Annotated in this window: 13 protein-coding genes; 10 read left to right on the plus strand and 3 right to left on the minus strand. The window is 44.7% G+C overall.

Annotated features, from left to right (window positions below):
* Positions 1-626 precede the first annotated feature (626 nt).
* The 10 genes from MED222_RS08375 (at position 627) to MED222_RS08330 (ending at position 15,262) form a co-directional block, all read left to right on the plus strand.
* Positions 627-2,309 (plus strand): ABC transporter substrate-binding protein, encoded by a 1,683-nt coding sequence (locus tag MED222_RS08375; protein ID WP_009847561.1) that lies wholly within the window; start codon positions 627-629, stop codon positions 2,307-2,309.
* A 169-nt stretch (positions 2,310-2,478) separates the two neighbouring features.
* Positions 2,479-3,465, plus strand: coding sequence for an ABC transporter permease (locus MED222_RS08370; protein ID WP_009847562.1), 987 nt, complete (start codon positions 2,479-2,481; stop codon positions 3,463-3,465).
* Between the two features lie 2 nt (positions 3,466-3,467).
* Positions 3,468-4,493, plus strand: a complete 1,026-nt coding sequence (locus MED222_RS08365; protein ID WP_009847563.1) for an ABC transporter permease — start codon at positions 3,468-3,470, stop codon at positions 4,491-4,493.
* A gap of 2 nt (positions 4,494-4,495) precedes the next feature.
* Positions 4,496-5,479 carry an ABC transporter ATP-binding protein gene (locus MED222_RS08360; protein WP_009847564.1) on the plus strand — a complete coding sequence of 328 codons (984 nt, stop codon included), beginning with the start codon at positions 4,496-4,498 and terminating at the stop codon, positions 5,477-5,479.
* 87 nt (positions 5,480-5,566) lie between these two features.
* On the plus strand, positions 5,567-6,562 hold the full coding sequence (locus MED222_RS08355; RefSeq protein WP_009847565.1) for an ABC transporter ATP-binding protein: 996 nt from the start codon (positions 5,567-5,569) through the stop codon (positions 6,560-6,562).
* A gap of 113 nt (positions 6,563-6,675) precedes the next feature.
* Positions 6,676-8,397 carry a glycoside hydrolase family 9 protein gene (locus tag MED222_RS08350; protein ID WP_009847566.1) on the plus strand — a complete coding sequence of 574 codons (1,722 nt, stop codon included), beginning with the start codon at positions 6,676-6,678 and terminating at the stop codon, positions 8,395-8,397.
* A gap of 2 nt (positions 8,398-8,399) precedes the next feature.
* Complete coding sequence (locus MED222_RS08345; RefSeq protein ID WP_009847567.1) at positions 8,400-9,284, plus strand: N-acetylglucosamine kinase; 885 nt, start codon at positions 8,400-8,402, stop codon at positions 9,282-9,284.
* 12 nt (positions 9,285-9,296) lie between these two features.
* Positions 9,297-11,243 (plus strand): beta-N-acetylhexosaminidase, encoded by a 1,947-nt coding sequence (locus MED222_RS08340; protein ID WP_009847568.1) that lies wholly within the window; start codon positions 9,297-9,299, stop codon positions 11,241-11,243.
* Between the two features lie 126 nt (positions 11,244-11,369).
* Entirely contained in the window at positions 11,370-13,775 is a 2,406-nt protein-coding gene (locus MED222_RS08335) for a GH36-type glycosyl hydrolase domain-containing protein (RefSeq protein WP_009847569.1), read from the plus strand.
* A gap of 74 nt (positions 13,776-13,849) precedes the next feature.
* Positions 13,850-15,262 carry a phosphoglucomutase/phosphomannomutase family protein gene (locus tag MED222_RS08330; RefSeq protein ID WP_009847570.1) on the plus strand — a complete coding sequence of 471 codons (1,413 nt, stop codon included), beginning with the start codon at positions 13,850-13,852 and terminating at the stop codon, positions 15,260-15,262.
* A gap of 157 nt (positions 15,263-15,419) precedes the next feature.
* On the opposite strand, the gene MED222_RS08325 is transcribed toward MED222_RS08330, so the two are convergent.
* The 3 genes from MED222_RS08325 to MED222_RS08315 form a co-directional block, all read right to left on the minus strand.
* Complete coding sequence (locus tag MED222_RS08325; RefSeq protein ID WP_009847571.1) at positions 15,420-16,448, minus strand: ABC transporter ATP-binding protein; 1,029 nt, start codon at positions 16,446-16,448, stop codon at positions 15,420-15,422.
* Positions 16,448-18,073: an ABC transporter permease gene (locus MED222_RS08320; RefSeq protein ID WP_009847572.1), complete on the minus strand. Its 1,626-nt coding sequence runs from the start codon at positions 18,071-18,073 to the stop codon at positions 16,448-16,450. Before MED222_RS08320 ends, MED222_RS08325 begins: the two co-directional genes overlap by 1 nt.
* 243 nt (positions 18,074-18,316) lie before the next feature.
* Positions 18,317-19,273: Fe(3+) ABC transporter substrate-binding protein (locus MED222_RS08315; RefSeq protein ID WP_009847573.1), on the minus strand; the 957-nt coding region annotated here is incomplete at its 5' end.

Genomic DNA, 19,273 nt, shown 5'->3' on the forward strand with positions numbered 1-19,273 from the left:
CAATGACGTCGATTCAAACACACTTCTTTTACGGCATTAAACAAGCAAAATGACACGTTACTCAATCTTAAACAATCACCAGTTCAGTTACTATTTTGAGCCTTATTCTTGGCTGAATTTCACATTCCTCCGGCTCTTTGTTGCAGTTTGAGAAGCGAGTCACAACAGAACGGCAGATTTAATTTTCTAGAAAAATTTAACGTAAAACAGGTAAGTGACCGAGATCTACAATTACATCACCGTAAGATAAACCCCTATAATTAAAAGCCGAAAAGGTTAGTGACCACTTACAAAAAGCTACCACCACAAAACCAAATGCGAGTCACATCACCTTAACAATTACGCACAAAAAACCACCAAAGCAAGCTATTTTGACGTTAATGACGTGGTGCTGTGTGTTTTTAACGTTTTTGACGGGAAACGAGTTTGATTAATTCATCGATAAGGTGTTTTCTTACTCCTGCCAAAGGCCTACAGGCCACTCTTACCACTTCTCAGAATCAAAGATGAATCTGGAGCAACGAAGAAGAGGTAGGCCTTTAACTAGAGTGTGTATCTACTAACTAATTAGCGACAGATAACATTCAATCCATTAGTGAAATGAAAGCAAATAGTAAGGAACAGCTATGCTTGCCAATATAAAAAAAACAGCAATAGCAACAGCAATTATTGCAACTGCTACAACAGGTTTTGCATCAGTAGCAACAGCTGCAGAGCGCAGCGAACTGACCGTTCACCCGAAAGAGTACACTACATTCGTACGTAACTTTAACCCGTACCTTGGTGCTACTAACCTACATACTACAACTGACTTCATGTACGAGCCTTTAGTAGTATTTAACGAAATGCACGGTAACACTCCGGTGTTCCGTCTAGCTGAAAACTTCAAAATGTCAGATGATCTGATGAGCGTTGTTTTCGACATTCGTAAGGGTGTTAAATGGTCTGATGGAGAAACTTTCTCTGCTGATGATGTTGTTTTTTCTTTCAACCTTGTAAAAGAGAAGCCAGAGCTTGACCAATCTGGTATCAACTCTTGGGTAACTTCTGTAGAAAAACTGAACGACAACCAAGTTAAGTTCACACTAACAGAAGCAAACTCAAACGTACCTTACGAGATTGCTAAAGTACCTGTAGTACCTAAGCACATCTGGAAAGACGTTAAAGATCCATCAACGTTTACCAATGAGAACCCTGTAGGTTCTGGTCCATTTACAGAAATCGATACGTTTACAGCGCAACTGTACATCCAGTGTGCAAACCCGAACTACTGGGATGCAGACAACCTAGATGTTGACTGTCTACGTGTTCCACAAATTGCGAACAACGACCAGTTCTTAGGTAAAGTTGTAAACAGTGAAATGGACTGGACGTCTTCTTTCGTTCCTGATATCGATCGTACATACGCTGCAGCAAGCCCTAAACACCACTACTGGTACCCGCCAGCAGGTACACAAGCATTCATCGTTAACTTCAAACACCCTGATGCTGCGAAGCATGAAGCATTGAGCAACGTTGAATTCCGTCGTGCTTTCTCTATGGCTCTTGACCGCCAAACTATCATCGACATCGCATTCTACGGTGGCGGTACTGTGAACGATTTCGCATCGGGTCTTGGCTACGCGTTTGAAGCTTGGTCTGATGAAAAAACTCACGACAAATACAAAGGCTTCAACACTTACAACGCTGAAGGCGCGAAGAAGCTTCTTGCTGACGCTGGCTTCAAAGATGTAAACAAAGATGGTTTTGTTGACACTCCATCAGGCAAATCTTTCGAACTAATGATTCAATCGCCAAACGGCTGGACTGACTTCAACAACACAGTTCAACTTGCGGTAGAGCAACTAAACGAAATCGGCATTAAAGCGAAAGCTCGTACACCTGACTTCTCTGTTTACAATCAAGCAATGCTTGAAGGTACATACGACGTAGCATACACAAACTACTTCCACGGTGCGGATCCATACACGTACTGGAACAGTGCTTACAACTCATCACTACAATCTGGTGATGGTATGCCTCGTTTCGCTATGCACTTCTACAAAAATGACAAGCTAGATGGTCTTCTAAACAGCTTCTACAAAACAGCTGACAAGAACGAACAGCTAGATATTGCACATGGTATCCAGCAAATTATCGCTGCAGACCAAGTGACAATCCCTGTGATGTCTGGTGCTTACATGTACCAATACAACACAACTCGATTCACTGGTTGGTGGAACGAAGAAAATCCAAAAGGCCGTCCAAACATTTGGGCTGGTATTCCAGAGCGTCTACTTCATGTACTGGACCTAAAACCAGTTAAATAAGTAATCGTTCAATCTTTGCGGCGTAACTTCTTACGCCGCTTATAAAAATCCCCACACTATCAATTGAAAGTATGGCGCTAGTCGTCAGGGGATTTTTCGTTCCAAATTTCGCTAGGAGCGACCTGAATCCAGAAACAGGGAAACAATCTGGGTGAGTAAGGTGTGAGTTATGGGTTATTTTTTAAGACGTTTGTCATTTTATTTTGTCGCGCTATTAGTTGCAGCGACGTTAAACTTTATTATTCCAAGAGCAATGCCTGGTGACCCAGTTACCATGATGTTTGCGAACGCTTCTGTACAAGTTACTCCTGAGCGTATTGCTGCAATGAAAGAACTATTAGGCTTCGTTGATGGCGGCTTACTGGTTCAATACGGCGCATACATGAAGAACATTCTAAGCTGGGAGCTTGGTACATCAATTCAATTCTACCCACTTTCTGTAAATACTCTGTTGGGTGGAGCATTTGGTTGGTCGCTATTCTTAGCAGGCACCGCCGTTATTCTTTCTTTCTCTATTGGTTCAATCCTAGGTATTTTTGCAGCGTGGAAACGTGGCAGCAAATACGATGCCTTTGTGACTCCCGGGATGCTGATTTTACAAGCCGTTCCTCAGGTTGTTATTGCCATGATTGCGCTGTTTACCTTCGCAATCGGCTTGAAATGGTTCCCAACAGGTTACGCCTATACCGCGGGTACGATTCCAGATTGGACAAGCTGGGCATTCATTAAAGATGTCGCTTACCACGCCTTCTTACCTTTGCTATGTGCATCTATTGTTCAAATTGGTGGCTTCCTAGTAAACATGCGTAACAACATGATCAACCTGCTAGCTGAAGATTACATCACCATGGCGAAAGGCAAAGGCCTTAGCGAAAACCGAGTGGTATTCAATTACGCAGCTCGTAACGCGATGCTACCAAGTGTGACAGCACTTTCTATGTCGCTAGGTATGGCAATCGGTGGTCAGTTAATTATCGAAATCATCTTTAACTACCCAGGCCTTGGCAGCGTACTTTTCAACGCAATTAACGCTCGTGATTACCAAGTACTGCAAGGTCAACTGCTTATCATGACGCTATTCATGCTGTTCTTTAACCTAGTTGCAGACATGCTTTACGTTGTTCTTGACCCTCGTCTTCGTAAGGGTGGTAAATAATCATGAAAGATATTCTAAAACTCATTTGGCGTAACCCGATGGCCTTAACCGGCGTCATCATCCTAAGTATTTTTATTCTTGGTGCGATTGCGGCTCCATTGATCACAAAACATGTGCCAGACAAACGTACAGGTAATCCACACGAATACCCTGGCTTCGTGGTTAAGTCTGCACAAACTAACCCTGATGGCTGGGTTGCTCAAAACCTAGCAGACGATCGTCGTACGTTGATAATGTCTAAGAAGGCAGACCACGTACTGGGAACAACTCGTATGGGTCGTGACGTTTGGTCACAAGTGGTATACGGCGCACGCGTATCTCTTGCTGTAGGTTTTGGTGCGGGTCTTACCGTATGTTTACTAGCAACGGTTATTGGTGTTTCCGCAGGCTACTTTGGCGGCCGTGTCGATGATGTTCTGACAGCCGCAATGAACATCATGCTGGTTATTCCTCAATACCCATTACTGTTCGTAGTTGCAGCCTTTATCGGTGAGGCAGGGCCACTCACCATAACCTTGGTTATCGGCTTTATGTCCTGGGCTTGGGGCGCGCGTGTTGTTCGTTCCCAGACCTTAGCACTGCGTGAAAAAGAGTTTGTAAAAGCCGCTGAAGTTCTGGGTGAATCTTCATTCCGTATTATCTTCGTAGAGATTCTTCCAAACCTTATCTCTATCGTTGGCGCGAGCTTCATCGGTTCGGTGATGTACGCAATCATGATGGAAGCAACGATTTCGTTCCTAGGTCTTGGTGACCCGAACACAATCAGCTGGGGCATCATGCTTTACAACGTTCAAACCTCTTCATCAATGCTGATTGGCGCTTGGTGGGAACTGTTGGCTCCTTGTATCGCATTGACACTACTTGTAACTGGTCTTGCTCTACTTAACTTCGCTGTCGATGAAATTGCCAACCCGCAACTGCGTTCTCACAAAGGCATGAAGCGTTGGAAGAAATTAGCAGCACAAGACAAAGAAGAACGTGAACCTGAACTACCACCACAAAATGCACTTTGGAGCGGAGATAAATAATCATGTCTGAACCACTAATTTCTATCCGCAATTTATGCGTGGATTACATCACAGAGTCTGGCGATGTACGTGCGTGTAACAACGTAAGTTTCGACATTGCTCCAGGTGAAGTATTCGGCCTAGCTGGTGAATCTGGCTGTGGTAAATCAACTGTTGCTTTCTCTCTTATGCGTCTGCATAAGCCGCCCGCTTACATCAGTGGTGGTGAGGTTATCTTCAATGGTGAGAACATCCTTGAATACAGTGATGACCGTATGCAAGCGTTCCGTTGGAGCGAGATGTCGATGGTATTCCAGAGTGCGATGAACGCACTCAATCCTGTATTACCAATGGAAGAGCAGTTCTGTGACGTAATTATGCGTCACACCAACATGACTCGTGAGCAAGCTAAGCAACGCGCAGAAGGTCTACTTGAAATCGTAGATATTCACCCGAGCCGATTGAGTGACTACCCTCACCAATTCTCTGGCGGCATGCGTCAGCGCTTGGTTATTGCTATCGCTTTAGCATTGAATCCAAAGCTTATCATTATGGATGAGCCAACGACCGCACTTGATGTGGTTGTTCAACGCGAAATCCTACAAAAGATCTATGCACTAAAAGAAGAGTTTGGCTTCTCGATTCTGTTCATCACCCATGACTTGTCATTGATGGTCGAGTTCTCTGACCGTATCGGCATCATGTACTCAGGTGAGCTCATCGAGGTTGCCAATGCTCAAGATATTCTAGAAAACCCTTACCACCCTTATACCAAAGGGCTGGGAAGTTCTTTCCCTCCACTAACAGGGCCAAAGACAAAACTAGCAGGCATTCCGGGTAACCCTCTGAACCTGTTAGAGATCCCTGAAGGGTGTCGTTTCCAAGCTCGTTGTGATCGTGTACATGAAACGTGTACCAAGGTGCCAACCAAGCTGCGTTCTATCGACCCGGGACATTTGTCTAACTGCCACCTGTACGGTGACCCAATAGTACAAAGGAAGCTATAGCTTGCACGCTGATTCAGCGTGAATAACGAATAAGGCGGCTCGACCGCCGAAATGCAAGCAAAGCGAATAAGGATTCTGGAGACAATTATGAGCAAAGATTTCGGTCAATTATTGGTAGAAGGCAAGAATGTCGTAAAAGACTTCCCAATAAGCAGTACCACAATTCAAACCCCAATGATGCGTGCGATTAACGACGTATCATTCAAGATGTATAAAAGTCGCGGCCTAGCTGTGGTTGGTGAGTCAGGTTCAGGCAAATCAACAACAGCAAAAATGATCGCAAAAATGTACGCACCTTCGGGCGGTACGATCGAATACAAAGGTCGTGATATCCAAGAGATCTCAAGCAGAAAAGATCTTATGCACTACCGTGAAGGCGTGCAGATGGTATGGCAAGACCCGTTTGGTTCTCTGAACCCAACACATAACATCTTTCACCACATAGCTCGACCATTGTTGATCCACAAAAAAGTATCTCCGGGCAACAAGAAAGAGTTACAGGAACGTGTGTACGATCTTCTAGAGCAAGTTGGCTTAGTGCCACCACAAGCAACGGCAGAGAAGTACCCTCATCAACTCTCTGGTGGTCAGCGTCAACGTGTCAACCTAGCCCGTAACATTGCAGTTGGTGCAGAAGTTGTATTAGCCGATGAACCAACATCGATGCTTGATGTATCGATTCGTGCTGGTGTTTTGAACCTGATGGAAGAAATGAAGTTTGAGAAACAAATGTCTCTACTTTACATCACTCACGATATCGCAACCGCTCGTTACATTGCTGAAGATCTTTCAGTGATGTACGTAGGACACATGGTGGAATGGGGCGATACCGATGATGTGATTGCTAACCCTCAGCATCCTTACACCCAACTGCTTGTTTCTGCGGTTCCAGATCCTAAAAAATCGATCCACGAACAACTCGCAGGCAACAAAGGTGAGATCCCTCTTTGGACACCAGTCTCAGCAGGTTGCCCATTTGCAGGCCGTTGCACTCATGCAATGGACAAGTGTAAAGAGCAGTTACCAGGGGTTACGCAGTTAGCTGATAACCACTTTGTGCGTTGTTACCTACACGAAAGCTAAGCAATAAAACCAAGTTAGGGTCTGCGGGCCCTAACTATTTATATACAAAACATTTTATATCCAAAACATTCAAGTACCTAGCCAATAGAAACTAGGACTGTCGGAGAATATTGATGCTGTTATTGACCAACCATATTGGCTACGAATCCACGGCTCCAAAGCAAGCTATTCTGCAAACGAAGAAAGCTCGCTTATCAAGTACGACTGCACTTTTGGTGTGTGCCGACAACCATATCACTGTCGGAAGTTTTGATGTGGTTAAACAAGGCCGCGTAGCAAATTGGCATCAAGGGCAATTCTTCACTATCGATTTCAGTTCATTCACTGAATCAGGTCGCTACTACCTACGTTTTGACAACCTACGCTCTGAAGTATTTGAGATTGGTAGCAACCTATTAATGAACCACACGTTTTCTGATGTGCTTCATTACTTTAAGTCACAACGCTGTGGCGGTAGTTTCGACAAAAAAGATCGACAAGCACAAATTATGGGCACTGACAGATACGTCGATGTCCACGGTGGATGGTATGACGCATCAGGTGATGTAAGTAAGTATTTTAGCCACCTGTCTTATGGTAACTACCTTAACCCACAACAAATTCCAATGGTCGTTTGGAACATGCTAAAAAGCGTGCGCTTGACTAGCAATAACTCAGACTTTCCTAAATTCTCTATGACTCGTTTAGTGGAAGAAGCCCTATTCGGTGCCGATTTCTTAGTGCGTATGCAAGACGCTGACGGATACTTTTACATGACGGTATTCGACAAGTGGAGTAAAGACATCAATCAACGTGACATCTGCGCATACGCCACTCAAGAAGGTAACAAATCAACGGACTTGCAAGCGGGCTACCGACAAGGTGCAGGTGTTGCTATCGCCGCATTAACTGCTGCATCTGAACTTGAAACCTCGGGCAGTTACTCGAGCCAAACTTATCTTGAAACTGCCGTTAGCGGTTATTGGCACCTAAAAGAACATAACCTGCAGTACCTAAACGATGGCGAAGAAAACATCATCGATGAATATTGTGCCCTACTCGCTGCCAATGAACTGTACCGAGTAACAGAGGACGATCAATACCTATTAGAAGCAAGAACTTGGGCTAGTCGCTTGATCGCACGTCAGCAATCTGATGATTCAGTTGAGCACTTTTGGTCAGCTAATGCTGATGGCTCTCGCCCCTATTTCCATGCAGCTGAAGCTGGCCTTCCTGTAATTGCTCTGTGCGAGTACATCGATAATGAAACTGACACTGAGTTGAAAGAACAAGCACGTGTGGTTGTTGAGCAAGCTTGTCAGTTCGAAATCAACATTACCGACAAAGTCATCAACCCATTTGGCTACCCAAGACAATACGTAAAATCTGTCGATGGTGATAAACGTGATGCCTTCTTCGTCGCTCAACAAAACGAAACTGGCTACTGGTGGCAAGGCGAAAACGCGCGTCTTGGCTCAATTGCGACCATGGCTTACCTAGTTCAACCGCACATTAAAGATAATGACCTTCAGCAGCGTCTAATCCAACTTTCACAAAATAGCCTTGACTGGATTTTGGGCCTCAACCCATACCACATGTGCATGCTTGATGGCCACGGTCATAACAACCCAGACTATCTACCACAACTTGGTTTCTTCAATGCCAAAGGCGGGATTTGCAATGGCATCACGGCAGGGTTCGAAGACGAACAAGACATCGCATTCAACCCACCAGCACAGAAAGACGACATGCTTCAAAACTGGCGCTGGGGTGAACAATGGATCCCTCATGGGGCGTGGTACTTACTGGCGACTGCAGCACAGTTCAATCATTTAGCACAGTGTAAGGAGCAATAATCATGACGCTTTACTACGTAGGTATTGATGGTGGCGGTACATCTTGCCGTGCTCGCATTCGTGATAACCAAGGCAAACTCATTGGTGAAGCGAAAAGTGGCAGTGCCAACATCCTTTTGGGTGTCGATGTTGCAATGAGTTCAATTGTTGATGCGATTACTAAAGCCGCACAACAAGGGCAACTCAACTCTAACGATTTTTCTAATATGCATGTTGGTTTGGCGCTAGCTGGTGCTGAACAGAAGTCAGCATGGCTCGACTTCATGGCACAAGCACACCCTTTCGCAAGTATGACACTCAATACAGACGCCTATGGTGCATGTATTGGTGCACATAATGGCCAAGATGGCGCGATCATGATTGGTGGTACAGGTTCATGTGGTATCTACCTAAACAACGGCGAACAACATGTGGTTGGCGGTCGTGAATTTCCAATTTCTGACCAAGGCGGCGGCGCAGTGATGGGCCTTCGTTTAATTCAGCAAGTCCTACTCGCTGAAGATGGTATTCGCAGTAAAACCCCATTAACTCAACATGTTATGAATCAATTTAATAATGATGTGGATGCGATTGTGGCGTGGTCAAAAGGCGCGATTCCAAAGGATTACGGTCAATTCTCACCCGTCATTTTTCAACTGGCAAATGAAGGCGATGAACTGGCTATAGAGATGCTTAAGCAGACTGCAGCCGATATCGAAATGTTTGTATTAGCGCTGCATCGAAAAGGCGCTGACAAGGTGTGCTTAATGGGAAGTATCGCTGAGCGTATTCTCAACTGGCTATCACCACCAGTACAACAATGGATCGTTAAACCTCAATTTGACGCTATCGAAGGCGCATTGATGTTTGCCGGCAAGTCACAACACAACTTGTATCAACAGGCTTAGCAGGGAAGTTATATGAATTATCGCATCGACTTAGCTGTTCTTTCTGAACAAAAAAATAACTGCCGATTTGGCCTTACGGTACATAATTTAAGTGACCTCGACGTAAAAGATTGGTCTCTGCATTTTGCATTTGACCGATTCATCCTTCCTGAGAGTCTATCGCAAGGTGAACTGACTCAAGTTGGAAGCTATTGCACGTTCAAACCAAGTGCGCCCGTGTTAAAGGCCAATAACCATTACTACCTTGAATTCAGTATTCAAAGCGCCCCATTCCGCTTCTATTCTGATGGCCTTAATGATGCCTTTATCCAATCACATCATGATGGAGAAACATCGGTACTGCCTGTCGCGATATCACCCATAGTACTGGCTTCGCCGTACCGTGAACGTAATCAAATGCCTGAAGTTAACGCTGCTGAAATTGCATTGATTCCTCAACCAAATCAGATCGAACTCAAGCAAGGTAGCTTCGCGCTAAGCTGTGAATGCAAGGTTGAGGTTCAATCTCACCTTGCAGATAAAGCCGTCTCTTGGTTGCAGCAAGAGTTACTTTCTACCTTTGAAATATCTCTTTCGAATGAGCTTTCAACTGAACTTTCAAAAAACGAAAGCGGCGACATTCTATTTCGCAGCAATCCAACATTAGACGAAGCAGAATACAAACTCCGCATTACTGAACAACAAATAATTGTTGAATCAGGTAGCCAGTCTGGGTTTACACACGCCGTGGCAAGTCTGATTCAATTGGTTCAACAACTGGATGTCGAAAATTTTTCTATTCCATGCTGCAAAATCGCCGATCACCCTCGCTTTAAGTACCGAGGCATGATGTTGGATTGCGCGCGCCACTTCCATTCAGTAGAGCAAGTGAAGCGCTTAATCAATCAACTAGCGCACTACAAATTCAACGTTTTTCATTGGCACCTAACCGATGATGAAGGTTGGAGAATCGAGATCAAGAGCCTACCTCAGCTAACTGAAGTCGGCGCATGGCGCGGTCCTGATCATGCATTAGAACCGCAATACACCCACATTGCGGATAACTATGGCGGTTTCTACACGCAACAACAGGTTCGTGAAGTCATTGAATACGCAGAGCAGCGTAGCATCACGGTGATCCCAGAGATCGATATCCCGGGACACTGCCGCGCCGCAATAAAGTCACTGCCTGACATGCTAGTTGAGCAAGCAGACACCACACAATACAAGAGTATTCAGCACTACAACGACAACGTACTAAATCCAGGCTTGCCAGGTACTTATCAGTTCCTAGATGCCGTTATTGAAGAAGTTGCAGAGCTTTTCCCTAGCGAATTGATCCACATGGGCGCAGACGAAGTACCACCCGGTGTGTGGACCAACAGCCCTGCTGCTCAAGCTCTGATGAAAGAACATCAATATCAAGACAGCAAAGATTTACAAGGCCACCTATTCCGTTATGCCGAAAACAAACTCAAACAACTCGGTAAGCGCATGGTGGGCTGGGAAGAAGCACAGCACGGCGACAAGGTGAGCAAAGAGACCATCATCTATTCATGGCTCAGTGAAGAAGCTGCTATCAATTGCGCTCGCCAAGGCTTTGATGTGGTGCTGCAACCAGCACAGTTTACCTATCTCGACATGACCCAAGATTATGCACCGGAAGAACCGGGCGTAGATTGGGCTGCCGTTATCCCCTTAGAACAAGCTTATACCTACGAAGCCCTCGCTGAGATATCCGACACCGATCCAATTCGTAAGCGGATCCGCGGAATTCAGTGTGCTCTATGGTGTGAGATCGTTACCAATCAAAAGCGCATGGATTACATGGTATTTCCAAGAATTAGCGCTTTAGCTGAAGGATGTTGGACACATAAAAACAACCGAAACTGGCTAGATTACCTATCTCGCCTAAAGGGTCACCTGCCATTACTCGACAGACTCAATGTTGATTATCGCAACCCTTGGAAAGCTGAATAAAACGAAGCCAAAGCACACTCAAGTCGAGTGCTTGCTTCCCTGATTAAGGTGCTCAGTCAGATTCGACTCAGCATCATTATTTAAAAATTAGCTGCATAGATGCAGTTTGTTAAAAAGGAAATGACAATGAAATACGGCTATTTCGATAACGATAATCGCGAATACGTCATCACTCGCCCTGATGTACCAGCACCTTGGACCAACTACCTAGGTACTGAAAAGTTTTGTACCGTAATTTCGCACAATGCTGGCGGCTACTCGTTCTACAATTCTCCGGAATACAACCGTGTTACTAAATTCCGTCCAAACGGCACCTTCGACCGTCCAGGACACTATGTTTACCTGCGTGATGATGAGACGGGCGATTACTGGTCTATCTCTTGGCAGCCAGTGGCAAAGAACCTAGATGAAGCGAACTACGAAGTTCGTCACGGCCTGTCATACTCAAAATTCAAGTGTGAATACAGTGGTATTACAGCAACCAAAACGTTATTCGTTCCTAAGGGTGAAGATGCGGAAGTTTGGGACGTCGTGCTGAAAAACAACACTGACAAACCAAGAACCATCAGTACTTTCTCATTTGTTGAGTTCTCGTTCAGCCATATTCAATCGGATAACCAGAACCATCAGATGTCTTTGTACTCTGCGGGGACGTCTTACCAAGAAGGTGTTCTTGAATACGACCTGTACTACAACACTAACGACTTTGAAGGTTTCTACTACCTAGCTTCAACTTTCTCACCAGACAGCTACGACGGCCAACGTGATAACTTCCTTGGCATGTACCGTGATGAAGCGAACCCAATTGCCGTTGAGAACGGTAAATGTTCTAACAGCGCTCAAACCTGTTACAACCACTGTGGTTCTCTGCACAAGCAATTTACGATTCAGCCGGGTGAAGAAGTTCGCTTTGCTTATGTACTCGGTATCGGTAAAGGAAACGGCGAGCGCCTACGTGAAAAGTACCAAGACACAGCCAACGTCGATGCCGCTTTCCAAGGCATCAAAGATCACTGGGACGAGCGTTGCAACAAATTCCAAGTTAAGTCTCCAAACGAAGGCTTAGACACCATGATCAACACATGGACGCTATACCAAGCGGAAACCTGTGTTGTTTGGTCTCGCTTTGCATCCTTCATTGAAGTGGGTGGTCGTACTGGCCTTGGTTACCGTGATACTGCGCAAGACGCAATCTCAGTACCTCATGCCAACCCACAAATGACCAAGAAACGTATTATCGACCTGCTTCGCGGCCAAGTGAAAGCGGGCTATGGTCTACACTTGTTCGATCCAGACTGGTTCGATCCAGAAAAAGCAGACGTTGAACCTTCAAAATCACCAACGGTTGTTCCAACACCGTCAGATGACGACAAGATCCACGGCATTGAAGACACCTGTTCTGATGATCACTTATGGATCGTTCCGACTATCATCAAGTATGTAATGGAAACCGGTGAACACGACTTCTTTGATGAAGTAATTCCATACGCAGACGGTGGCGAAGCGACCGTTTATGAACACATGAAAGCGGCACTGAACTTCTCTGCAGAATACGTGGGGCAAACCGGTATCTGTAAGGGTCTTCGTGCAGACTGGAATGACTGTTTAAACCTTGGTGGCGGTGAATCTTCAATGGTTTCATTCTTGCACTTCTGGGCTCTACAAGAATTCCTAGATCTTGCTAAGTTCCGTAATAACGATGCTGACGTTGCTAAATACACAGAAATGGCCGCGAACGTACGTGAAGCGTGTGAAACACACCTATGGGATGACGAAGGTGGCTGGTACATCCGTGGTCTAACAAAAAATGGCGACAAGATCGGTACCGCTCAACAAGCTGAAGGTCGTGTACACCTTGAGTCAAACACGCTAGCGGTTCTATCTGGCGCGGTTTCTCAAGAGCGTGGCGAGAAAGCGATGGACGCTGTTGATGAGAACCTATTCTCTGAATACGGGTTGCACCTAAATTCTCCTTCATTCGCAACACCAAACGATGATATCGGCTTTGTGACTCGCGTTTATCAAGGCGTAAAAGAGAATGGCGCAATCTTCTCTCACCCGAACCCATGGGCTTGGGTAGCAGAAGCGAAGCTAGGTCGTGGTGACCGTGCGATGAAGTTCTACGACGCACTGAACCCGTACAACCAAAACGACATGATTGAAACACGTTACGCAGAACCATACTCGTACGTGCAGTTCATCATGGGTAAAGATCATCAAGACCATGGTCGTGCAAACCACCCTTGGTTAACGGGTACCTCTGGTTGGGCTTACTTCGCGGTAACCAACTTTATTCTTGGTGTTCGCACAGGCTTTGAAGGATTAACAGTCGATCCTTGTATCCCGACTGATTGGCCGGAATTCGAGGTTACTCGTCAATGGCGTGGCGCGACTTACAACATCACAGTGCAAAACCCGAATGCAGTAAGCAAAGGGGTTACCTCTATCACTATCAACGGTGAGTCAGTTGAAGGTGCAATCCCAGTACAAGCAGAAGGCAGCGTGAACGATGTTGTCGTTGTTCTAGGCTAGTCACTTAATTTAACGAACAGCTCTTGCCTCAAGTCTTTATCGACTTGAGGCAATGAGACTAAAAGGATTTTCTAATGATTAAATTTGGTACAGGTGGCTGGCGCGCTTTCATTGGTGAAGAGTTCACCAGAGACAATGTTCGCCTTGTAGCGCAAGCGCTCGCTAACATCATCAATAATGAAGATGCAGCCAAGAATGGCTTCGTTATTGGCTATGACCGTCGCTTCCTTTCAGATAAAGCGGCATGCTGGTTTGCAGAAGTACTTGCGGCGAACAACATCAAAGTAAGCTTCATTGATAAGTTCGTTCCAACACCTATCGTGATGTTCCAAGCAAAAGAGATGGGATGTATTTACTCTGCGTGTATTACCGCTTCTCACAACCCAGCGGACTATAACGGCATAAAGATCTTCATTGAAGGTGGACGCGATGCTGACGAGATCATCACAGAGAAGATCGAACAGCAAATCGCAACACTGACCAACGAAGATGTTATACGAGTCGATTTTGAACAAGCGTTAAACGACAAAGAAATCGAGATCATCAACCCGATGAACGACTTTGTTGATTCAATCATCAACTTCATCGATATCGATTCGATTAAGAAAGCCAACCTGCGCGTACTGATTGATCCAATGTTTGGTGTTGCGAAAAATGCTCTGCAAACCGTACTGATCAACGGTCGCTGTGATGTCGACGTAATCAACGATGGTAAGAACCCAGATTTCGGGGGTCTAATGCCTTCTCCGAATGCCGCTACGCTCTATCGCTTGAAGCACTTGGTGGCAGCAGAAGGATATGACATTGGTATTGGTACTGATGGCGATGCCGACCGTTTAGGCATCATTGATGAGAAAGGTCACTTCATTCACCCTAACGAAGTGCTACTCCTACTTTACTACTACTTACTGGAATACAAAGGCTGGAAGGGCTCTGTTGTTCGTAACATCGCCACCACGCATCTACTCGACAAAGTAGCGGCAGATCATGGTGAGAAGAGCTTTGAGGTTCCTGTAGGCTTTAAGCATATCAGCTCTCAAATGGAAGCAGATGATTCACTGATTGGTGGTGAAAGTTCGGGAGGTTTAACCATTCGAGGTCATATCAAAGGTAAGGATGGCGTATTTGCTTCAAGCTTACTGGTTGAGATGATCAGTGTAACAGGTAAAAAATTATCTGAGTTACTTGATGAAATCTACTCTAAGTATGGCTATGCCTACACGGCAGAAGGAGATTGCCAGTTTAAGCCTTCAGAGAAAGAAGCGCTCTACACCAAGATTTACGTAGAGAAACAACTGCCTGAATTTGAATACGAAATTGAAAAAGTTAGCTATGAAGATGGTGCCAAGGTGTACTTCAAGAATGGCGGCTGGGTGATCGCTCGTTTCTCAGGAACAGAGCCGTTACTACGAATCTTCGCAGAAATGGAAGATAAAGACACTGCAGAACGTGTTCTTCAAAAAGTGAAAGACTTCCTCTCTCTATAGACTTATAGAGTGCAGCAGTTTTGAATGGGACTTAACAAACCACTGCCTTGTTAAAGCCTATAGGTGAAGAACTCTTGCCCAGTACTCTGTATCAAAGTGCTGGGCTTTTTTACGAATGCATTTTACTTTTCGGCAGAACGATACTTACTGCGTATCATTAAAACGCCAACACACCTTTGGTATCTACTTTGACGGTGACTGGCATACCAACACCTAGAGCCTCAGAAGACGTTGCTAACAGTTTCTGACCGTTAGCTTCAATCACATAGCGACAGTGGTCGCCCATAAATTGTTGTTCCAACACTGACAGGTTACTGTCGACATCATGACTCGCCACTATATGCTGTGGTCTTAGTAACAACGCACATTCCGCTCCCACTTCGATCTGAGTTTGTGCTTTCGCTTCTATCAGACCCAAGCTCGTTTCAAATTCATTATCTGAAATACGCTTTGCATTCAAGTAGCTACCACCACCTAAGAAATCAGCAACAAACTTACTCGATGGGTGGAAGTACAACTCAGATGCAGAACCATATTGCTCAATCACACCATGGTTCATTACCGCCATTTTATCTGAAAAAGCGAATGCTTCTTCACGGCTGTGCGTTACAAAAATAGCAGTAACACCCTGCTTTTTAAATATTTTACGAATCTGAGAGATCAACTCATGGCGAACTTGAGTATCAATATTTGAGAAGGGTTCATCCAATAACAATAAGTCCGGCTTGTACGCTAAAGAACGAGCAATCGCTACGCGCTGCTGTTGACCACCAGAAAGTTGATGTGGGTATCGGTCACCGAATTCATCTAAGTGAACTAGCTCCAACATCTCTTGAACTTTCTCTTTCTTTTGCTGTTCAGAAAGACCTTTGAGGCCAAAGCAGATATTCTGGTTTACCGTCAAGTGCGGAAACAGGGCGTAATCTTGAAAGATCATTCCGATGTTTCTCTGCTCAGGTGGTAACCAGTTGTCTCCATCGTCGATGGTTTGACAGTTCAAGCTCATGACGCCACTACTCAATGGAAGCAAGCCGGCAATCGCTTTCAGCAGCGTAGTCTTACCACAACCACTGGCACCAAGCAGACAAACAATTTCACCATGCTCAACTTCTAAAGAAAGAGATTCCAAAATAGTTTGGGACTCGTACTTACAAGTCAGATCTTTAATTGATAATGCACAACTCATTAGTGTTTCTGCTCCAAGGAACGGTTTACGATAATCAGAGGAATTAAGCCCACTAACACCAATAATACAGCAGGCATCGCCGCCAACTCTAGGTGCTCATCTGAGGCATAGTTATAAACATAAGTCGCCAATGTTTCGAAATTGAAAGGGCGTAGCAGTAATGCTGCATTTAACTCTTTCATTGATTCGATAAATACCAATAATCCGGCGATCAATGCGCCTCGTTTAATCAAAGGTAAATGAACATGACGTAACATCTGGTTGGTATTGCAGCCCATTGTTTTAGATGCCATATCCAATGAAGGAGAAACTTTACTCAAGCTACTTTCAATGCTGCCAATTGCAACCGCTGAAAAACGCACGACCATGGCAAAGATAAGTGCAAACATAGAACCAGAGAAGATCAAACCTGGTCCTGTCCATTCCATCACTTTTGCAATATCGTTGACTAAGTGATCCATAAACAAAACTGGGACCATCACACCAATGGCTAACACGGTGCCTGGAACGGCATAGCCCATGGAAGCGATACGCATATAAGCCTGATTTTTCTTACTTGGGCTAACACGTTGATTGAAGTTCACAATCAAAGCAATAACGACACCAATAATTGCAGCAACTACCGAAACATAAAGGCTATTAACGGCATACTCTCTAAATTCAGGGGTCCAGCTTTGAGCAAAATATTTGTAGGCATAAATCATTAACTGGGCAAGAGGGAACAAGAATGCGACACACACCAACCCCCAACACCAAAACAATGCTAACCACTTCTTCCAACCGGAAAGGTCGTAACGAAAATCTTCACGACTACTGAATTGATTCTGGAATAATTTCTGTTTGCGACGGCTATAGCGCTCTGAACTCAATAGTAGGATCACGATAATCAGCATAATCGCCGATATTTTCGCAGCAGCCGTTAAGCTTGAGTAACCTAACCAAGTATCGTAAACCGCAGTCGTTAAGGTATTGACTGCAAAGTAACTTACGGTACCAAAGTCACCAATGGTTTCCATTGCAACCAGTGATAGCCCGACCGCCATTGATGGACGAACAAGCGGCAAGGAAATACGACGAAAGCTTTCCCAAGGTGAACACTTTAACAACCGAGCGGATTGCAATAAGGAGACGTTTTGCTCCATAAAAGCCGCGCGGCATAGCAAATAAACATAGGGGTAGAGAACAAGTGACAGAACAATAATAGCTCCGAACAAGGTTCTAATGTCTGGGAACCAGTACTCTCCGGGCCCCCAACCTGTTAAATCTCGTAGCAGAATTTGAACAGGACCTGCAAAGTCGAACCAATCGGTAAAGATATACCCGACAATATAGCCTGGCATTGCTAATGGCAGCACTAACGCCCACTGTAAAACGCGCTCTCCTGGAACACGGCACATTGCCATAATCCAAGCTGACGGAATACCAAAAGCCAAAGACAGGAATAAGGTTCCTATGACTAAAACCACCGTATTATAAGTATAGGTGGGCATTACTGTGGACATAAGATGAGAAAATAGCTCATCAGTTTCTCCAACAGCAGTCGTAAAAATCGCTAAAATCGGTAAAACCAGCAATACAGCAATGATGCAGCTACTGGTGTTCCATAAATAATTCTTTTCTTTCATCGCCTAACTACAACGAGGCTTAATGAAACACAAATGCATTTGCAAATACATCTCATGTCCTTTTAATGGGGGGTTATTTATACCCATATACTGTAATGACTTCAAGGTGAGATGCTCATAACTCTGGGGATTAACGGGGAGCTTTGTATCAAAAAGTGATTTTCCAAAACAAAACAACCCCAAGTTACCGAAATGGCGACTTGAGGCTGTCATTTTACTTGGGCCGAAGCCTACAGTAAAAAATTATAGATCGAACTTAACTTCGTCTAGTAGCTTGATTGCAGCTGCGTGGTGGTCAGCAATCTGGTCTAGAGAAATTGTATCAGCTTTGAATTCACCCCAAGAAGCAACAAGCTCTGAAGGTTTAACATCAGCTTTAACTGGGTATTCGTAGTTCACTTCTGCGTACATGCCTTGCGCCACGTCACCAGATAGGAATTCCATTAGCTTAACCGCGTTCTCTTTATTTGGAGAGAATTTAGCCATTGCCATACCAGAGATATTTACGTGAGTACCAGTTGTCTCTTGGTTAGGGAAGTTAAGGTAAACAGCGTCAGCCCAAGCTTTTTGCTCTTTATCGTTAACCATCTTACCTAGGTAGTAGCTGTTACCAAGAGAAACGTCACATAGACCTTCTTTGATCGCTTTAACTTGTGCACGGTCATTACCTTGAGGCTTACGTGCTAGGTTTGCTTTTACGCCTTCTAGCCATTCTTTCGTTTCAGCTTCACCTTTGTGAGCAATCATCGAAGATACTAGAGAAACGTTGTATGGGTGCTTACCACTACGTGTACAGATTTTACCTTTGAATTCTGGCTTAGCTAGATCAGCGTAAGTGAAATCTTCACCTAGACGACCAACACGGTCACGAGAAGAGTATACGCTACGTGTACGAGTTGTTAGAGCGAACCACTCGTTAGCTGTGTCTTGGTACTGAGCTGGGATATTCTTTTCTAGAACATCACTTTCTACAGCTTGAACTAAACCTTTTTCAGTTAGCTCAGATAGACGGCTGATATCAACAGTTAATACCACATCTGCTGGGCTGTATTCGCCCTCTTGAGCTAGCTTCTCTGCTAAACCTTTCTTAGCAAACTTAACATTCACCTCGATGCCTGTCTCTTTTGTGAACTCATCAAACATAGGTTCAACAAGGAAAGGTTGACGGTAAGAGTATACGTTTACTTCTTCAGCAGCGAT

Origin of the sequence: Vibrio sp. MED222 (genome assembly GCF_000153005.1) — a bacterium.
Classification (GTDB): Bacteria; Pseudomonadota; Gammaproteobacteria; order Enterobacterales; family Vibrionaceae; genus Vibrio; species Vibrio tasmaniensis_A.

Coding starts and splice junctions, on each gene's coding strand:
- MED222_RS08375 (WP_009847561.1), top strand. CDS start 627: ATGCTTGCCAATATAAAAAAAACAGCAATAGCAACAGCAATTATTGCA.
- MED222_RS08370 (WP_009847562.1), top strand. CDS start 2,479: ATGGGTTATTTTTTAAGACGTTTGTCATTTTATTTTGTCGCGCTATTA.
- MED222_RS08365 (WP_009847563.1), top strand. CDS start 3,468: ATGAAAGATATTCTAAAACTCATTTGGCGTAACCCGATGGCCTTAACC.
- MED222_RS08360 (WP_009847564.1), top strand. CDS start 4,496: ATGTCTGAACCACTAATTTCTATCCGCAATTTATGCGTGGATTACATC.
- MED222_RS08355 (WP_009847565.1), top strand. CDS start 5,567: ATGAGCAAAGATTTCGGTCAATTATTGGTAGAAGGCAAGAATGTCGTA.
- MED222_RS08350 (WP_009847566.1), top strand. CDS start 6,676: ATGCTGTTATTGACCAACCATATTGGCTACGAATCCACGGCTCCAAAG.
- MED222_RS08345 (WP_009847567.1), top strand. CDS start 8,400: ATGACGCTTTACTACGTAGGTATTGATGGTGGCGGTACATCTTGCCGT.
- MED222_RS08340 (WP_009847568.1), top strand. CDS start 9,297: ATGAATTATCGCATCGACTTAGCTGTTCTTTCTGAACAAAAAAATAAC.
- MED222_RS08335 (WP_009847569.1), top strand. CDS start 11,370: ATGAAATACGGCTATTTCGATAACGATAATCGCGAATACGTCATCACT.
- MED222_RS08330 (WP_009847570.1), top strand. CDS start 13,850: ATGATTAAATTTGGTACAGGTGGCTGGCGCGCTTTCATTGGTGAAGAG.
- MED222_RS08325 (WP_009847571.1), bottom strand. CDS start 16,448: ATGAGTTGTGCATTATCAATTAAAGATCTGACTTGTAAGTACGAGTCC.
- MED222_RS08320 (WP_009847572.1), bottom strand. CDS start 18,073: ATGAAAGAAAAGAATTATTTATGGAACACCAGTAGCTGCATCATTGCT.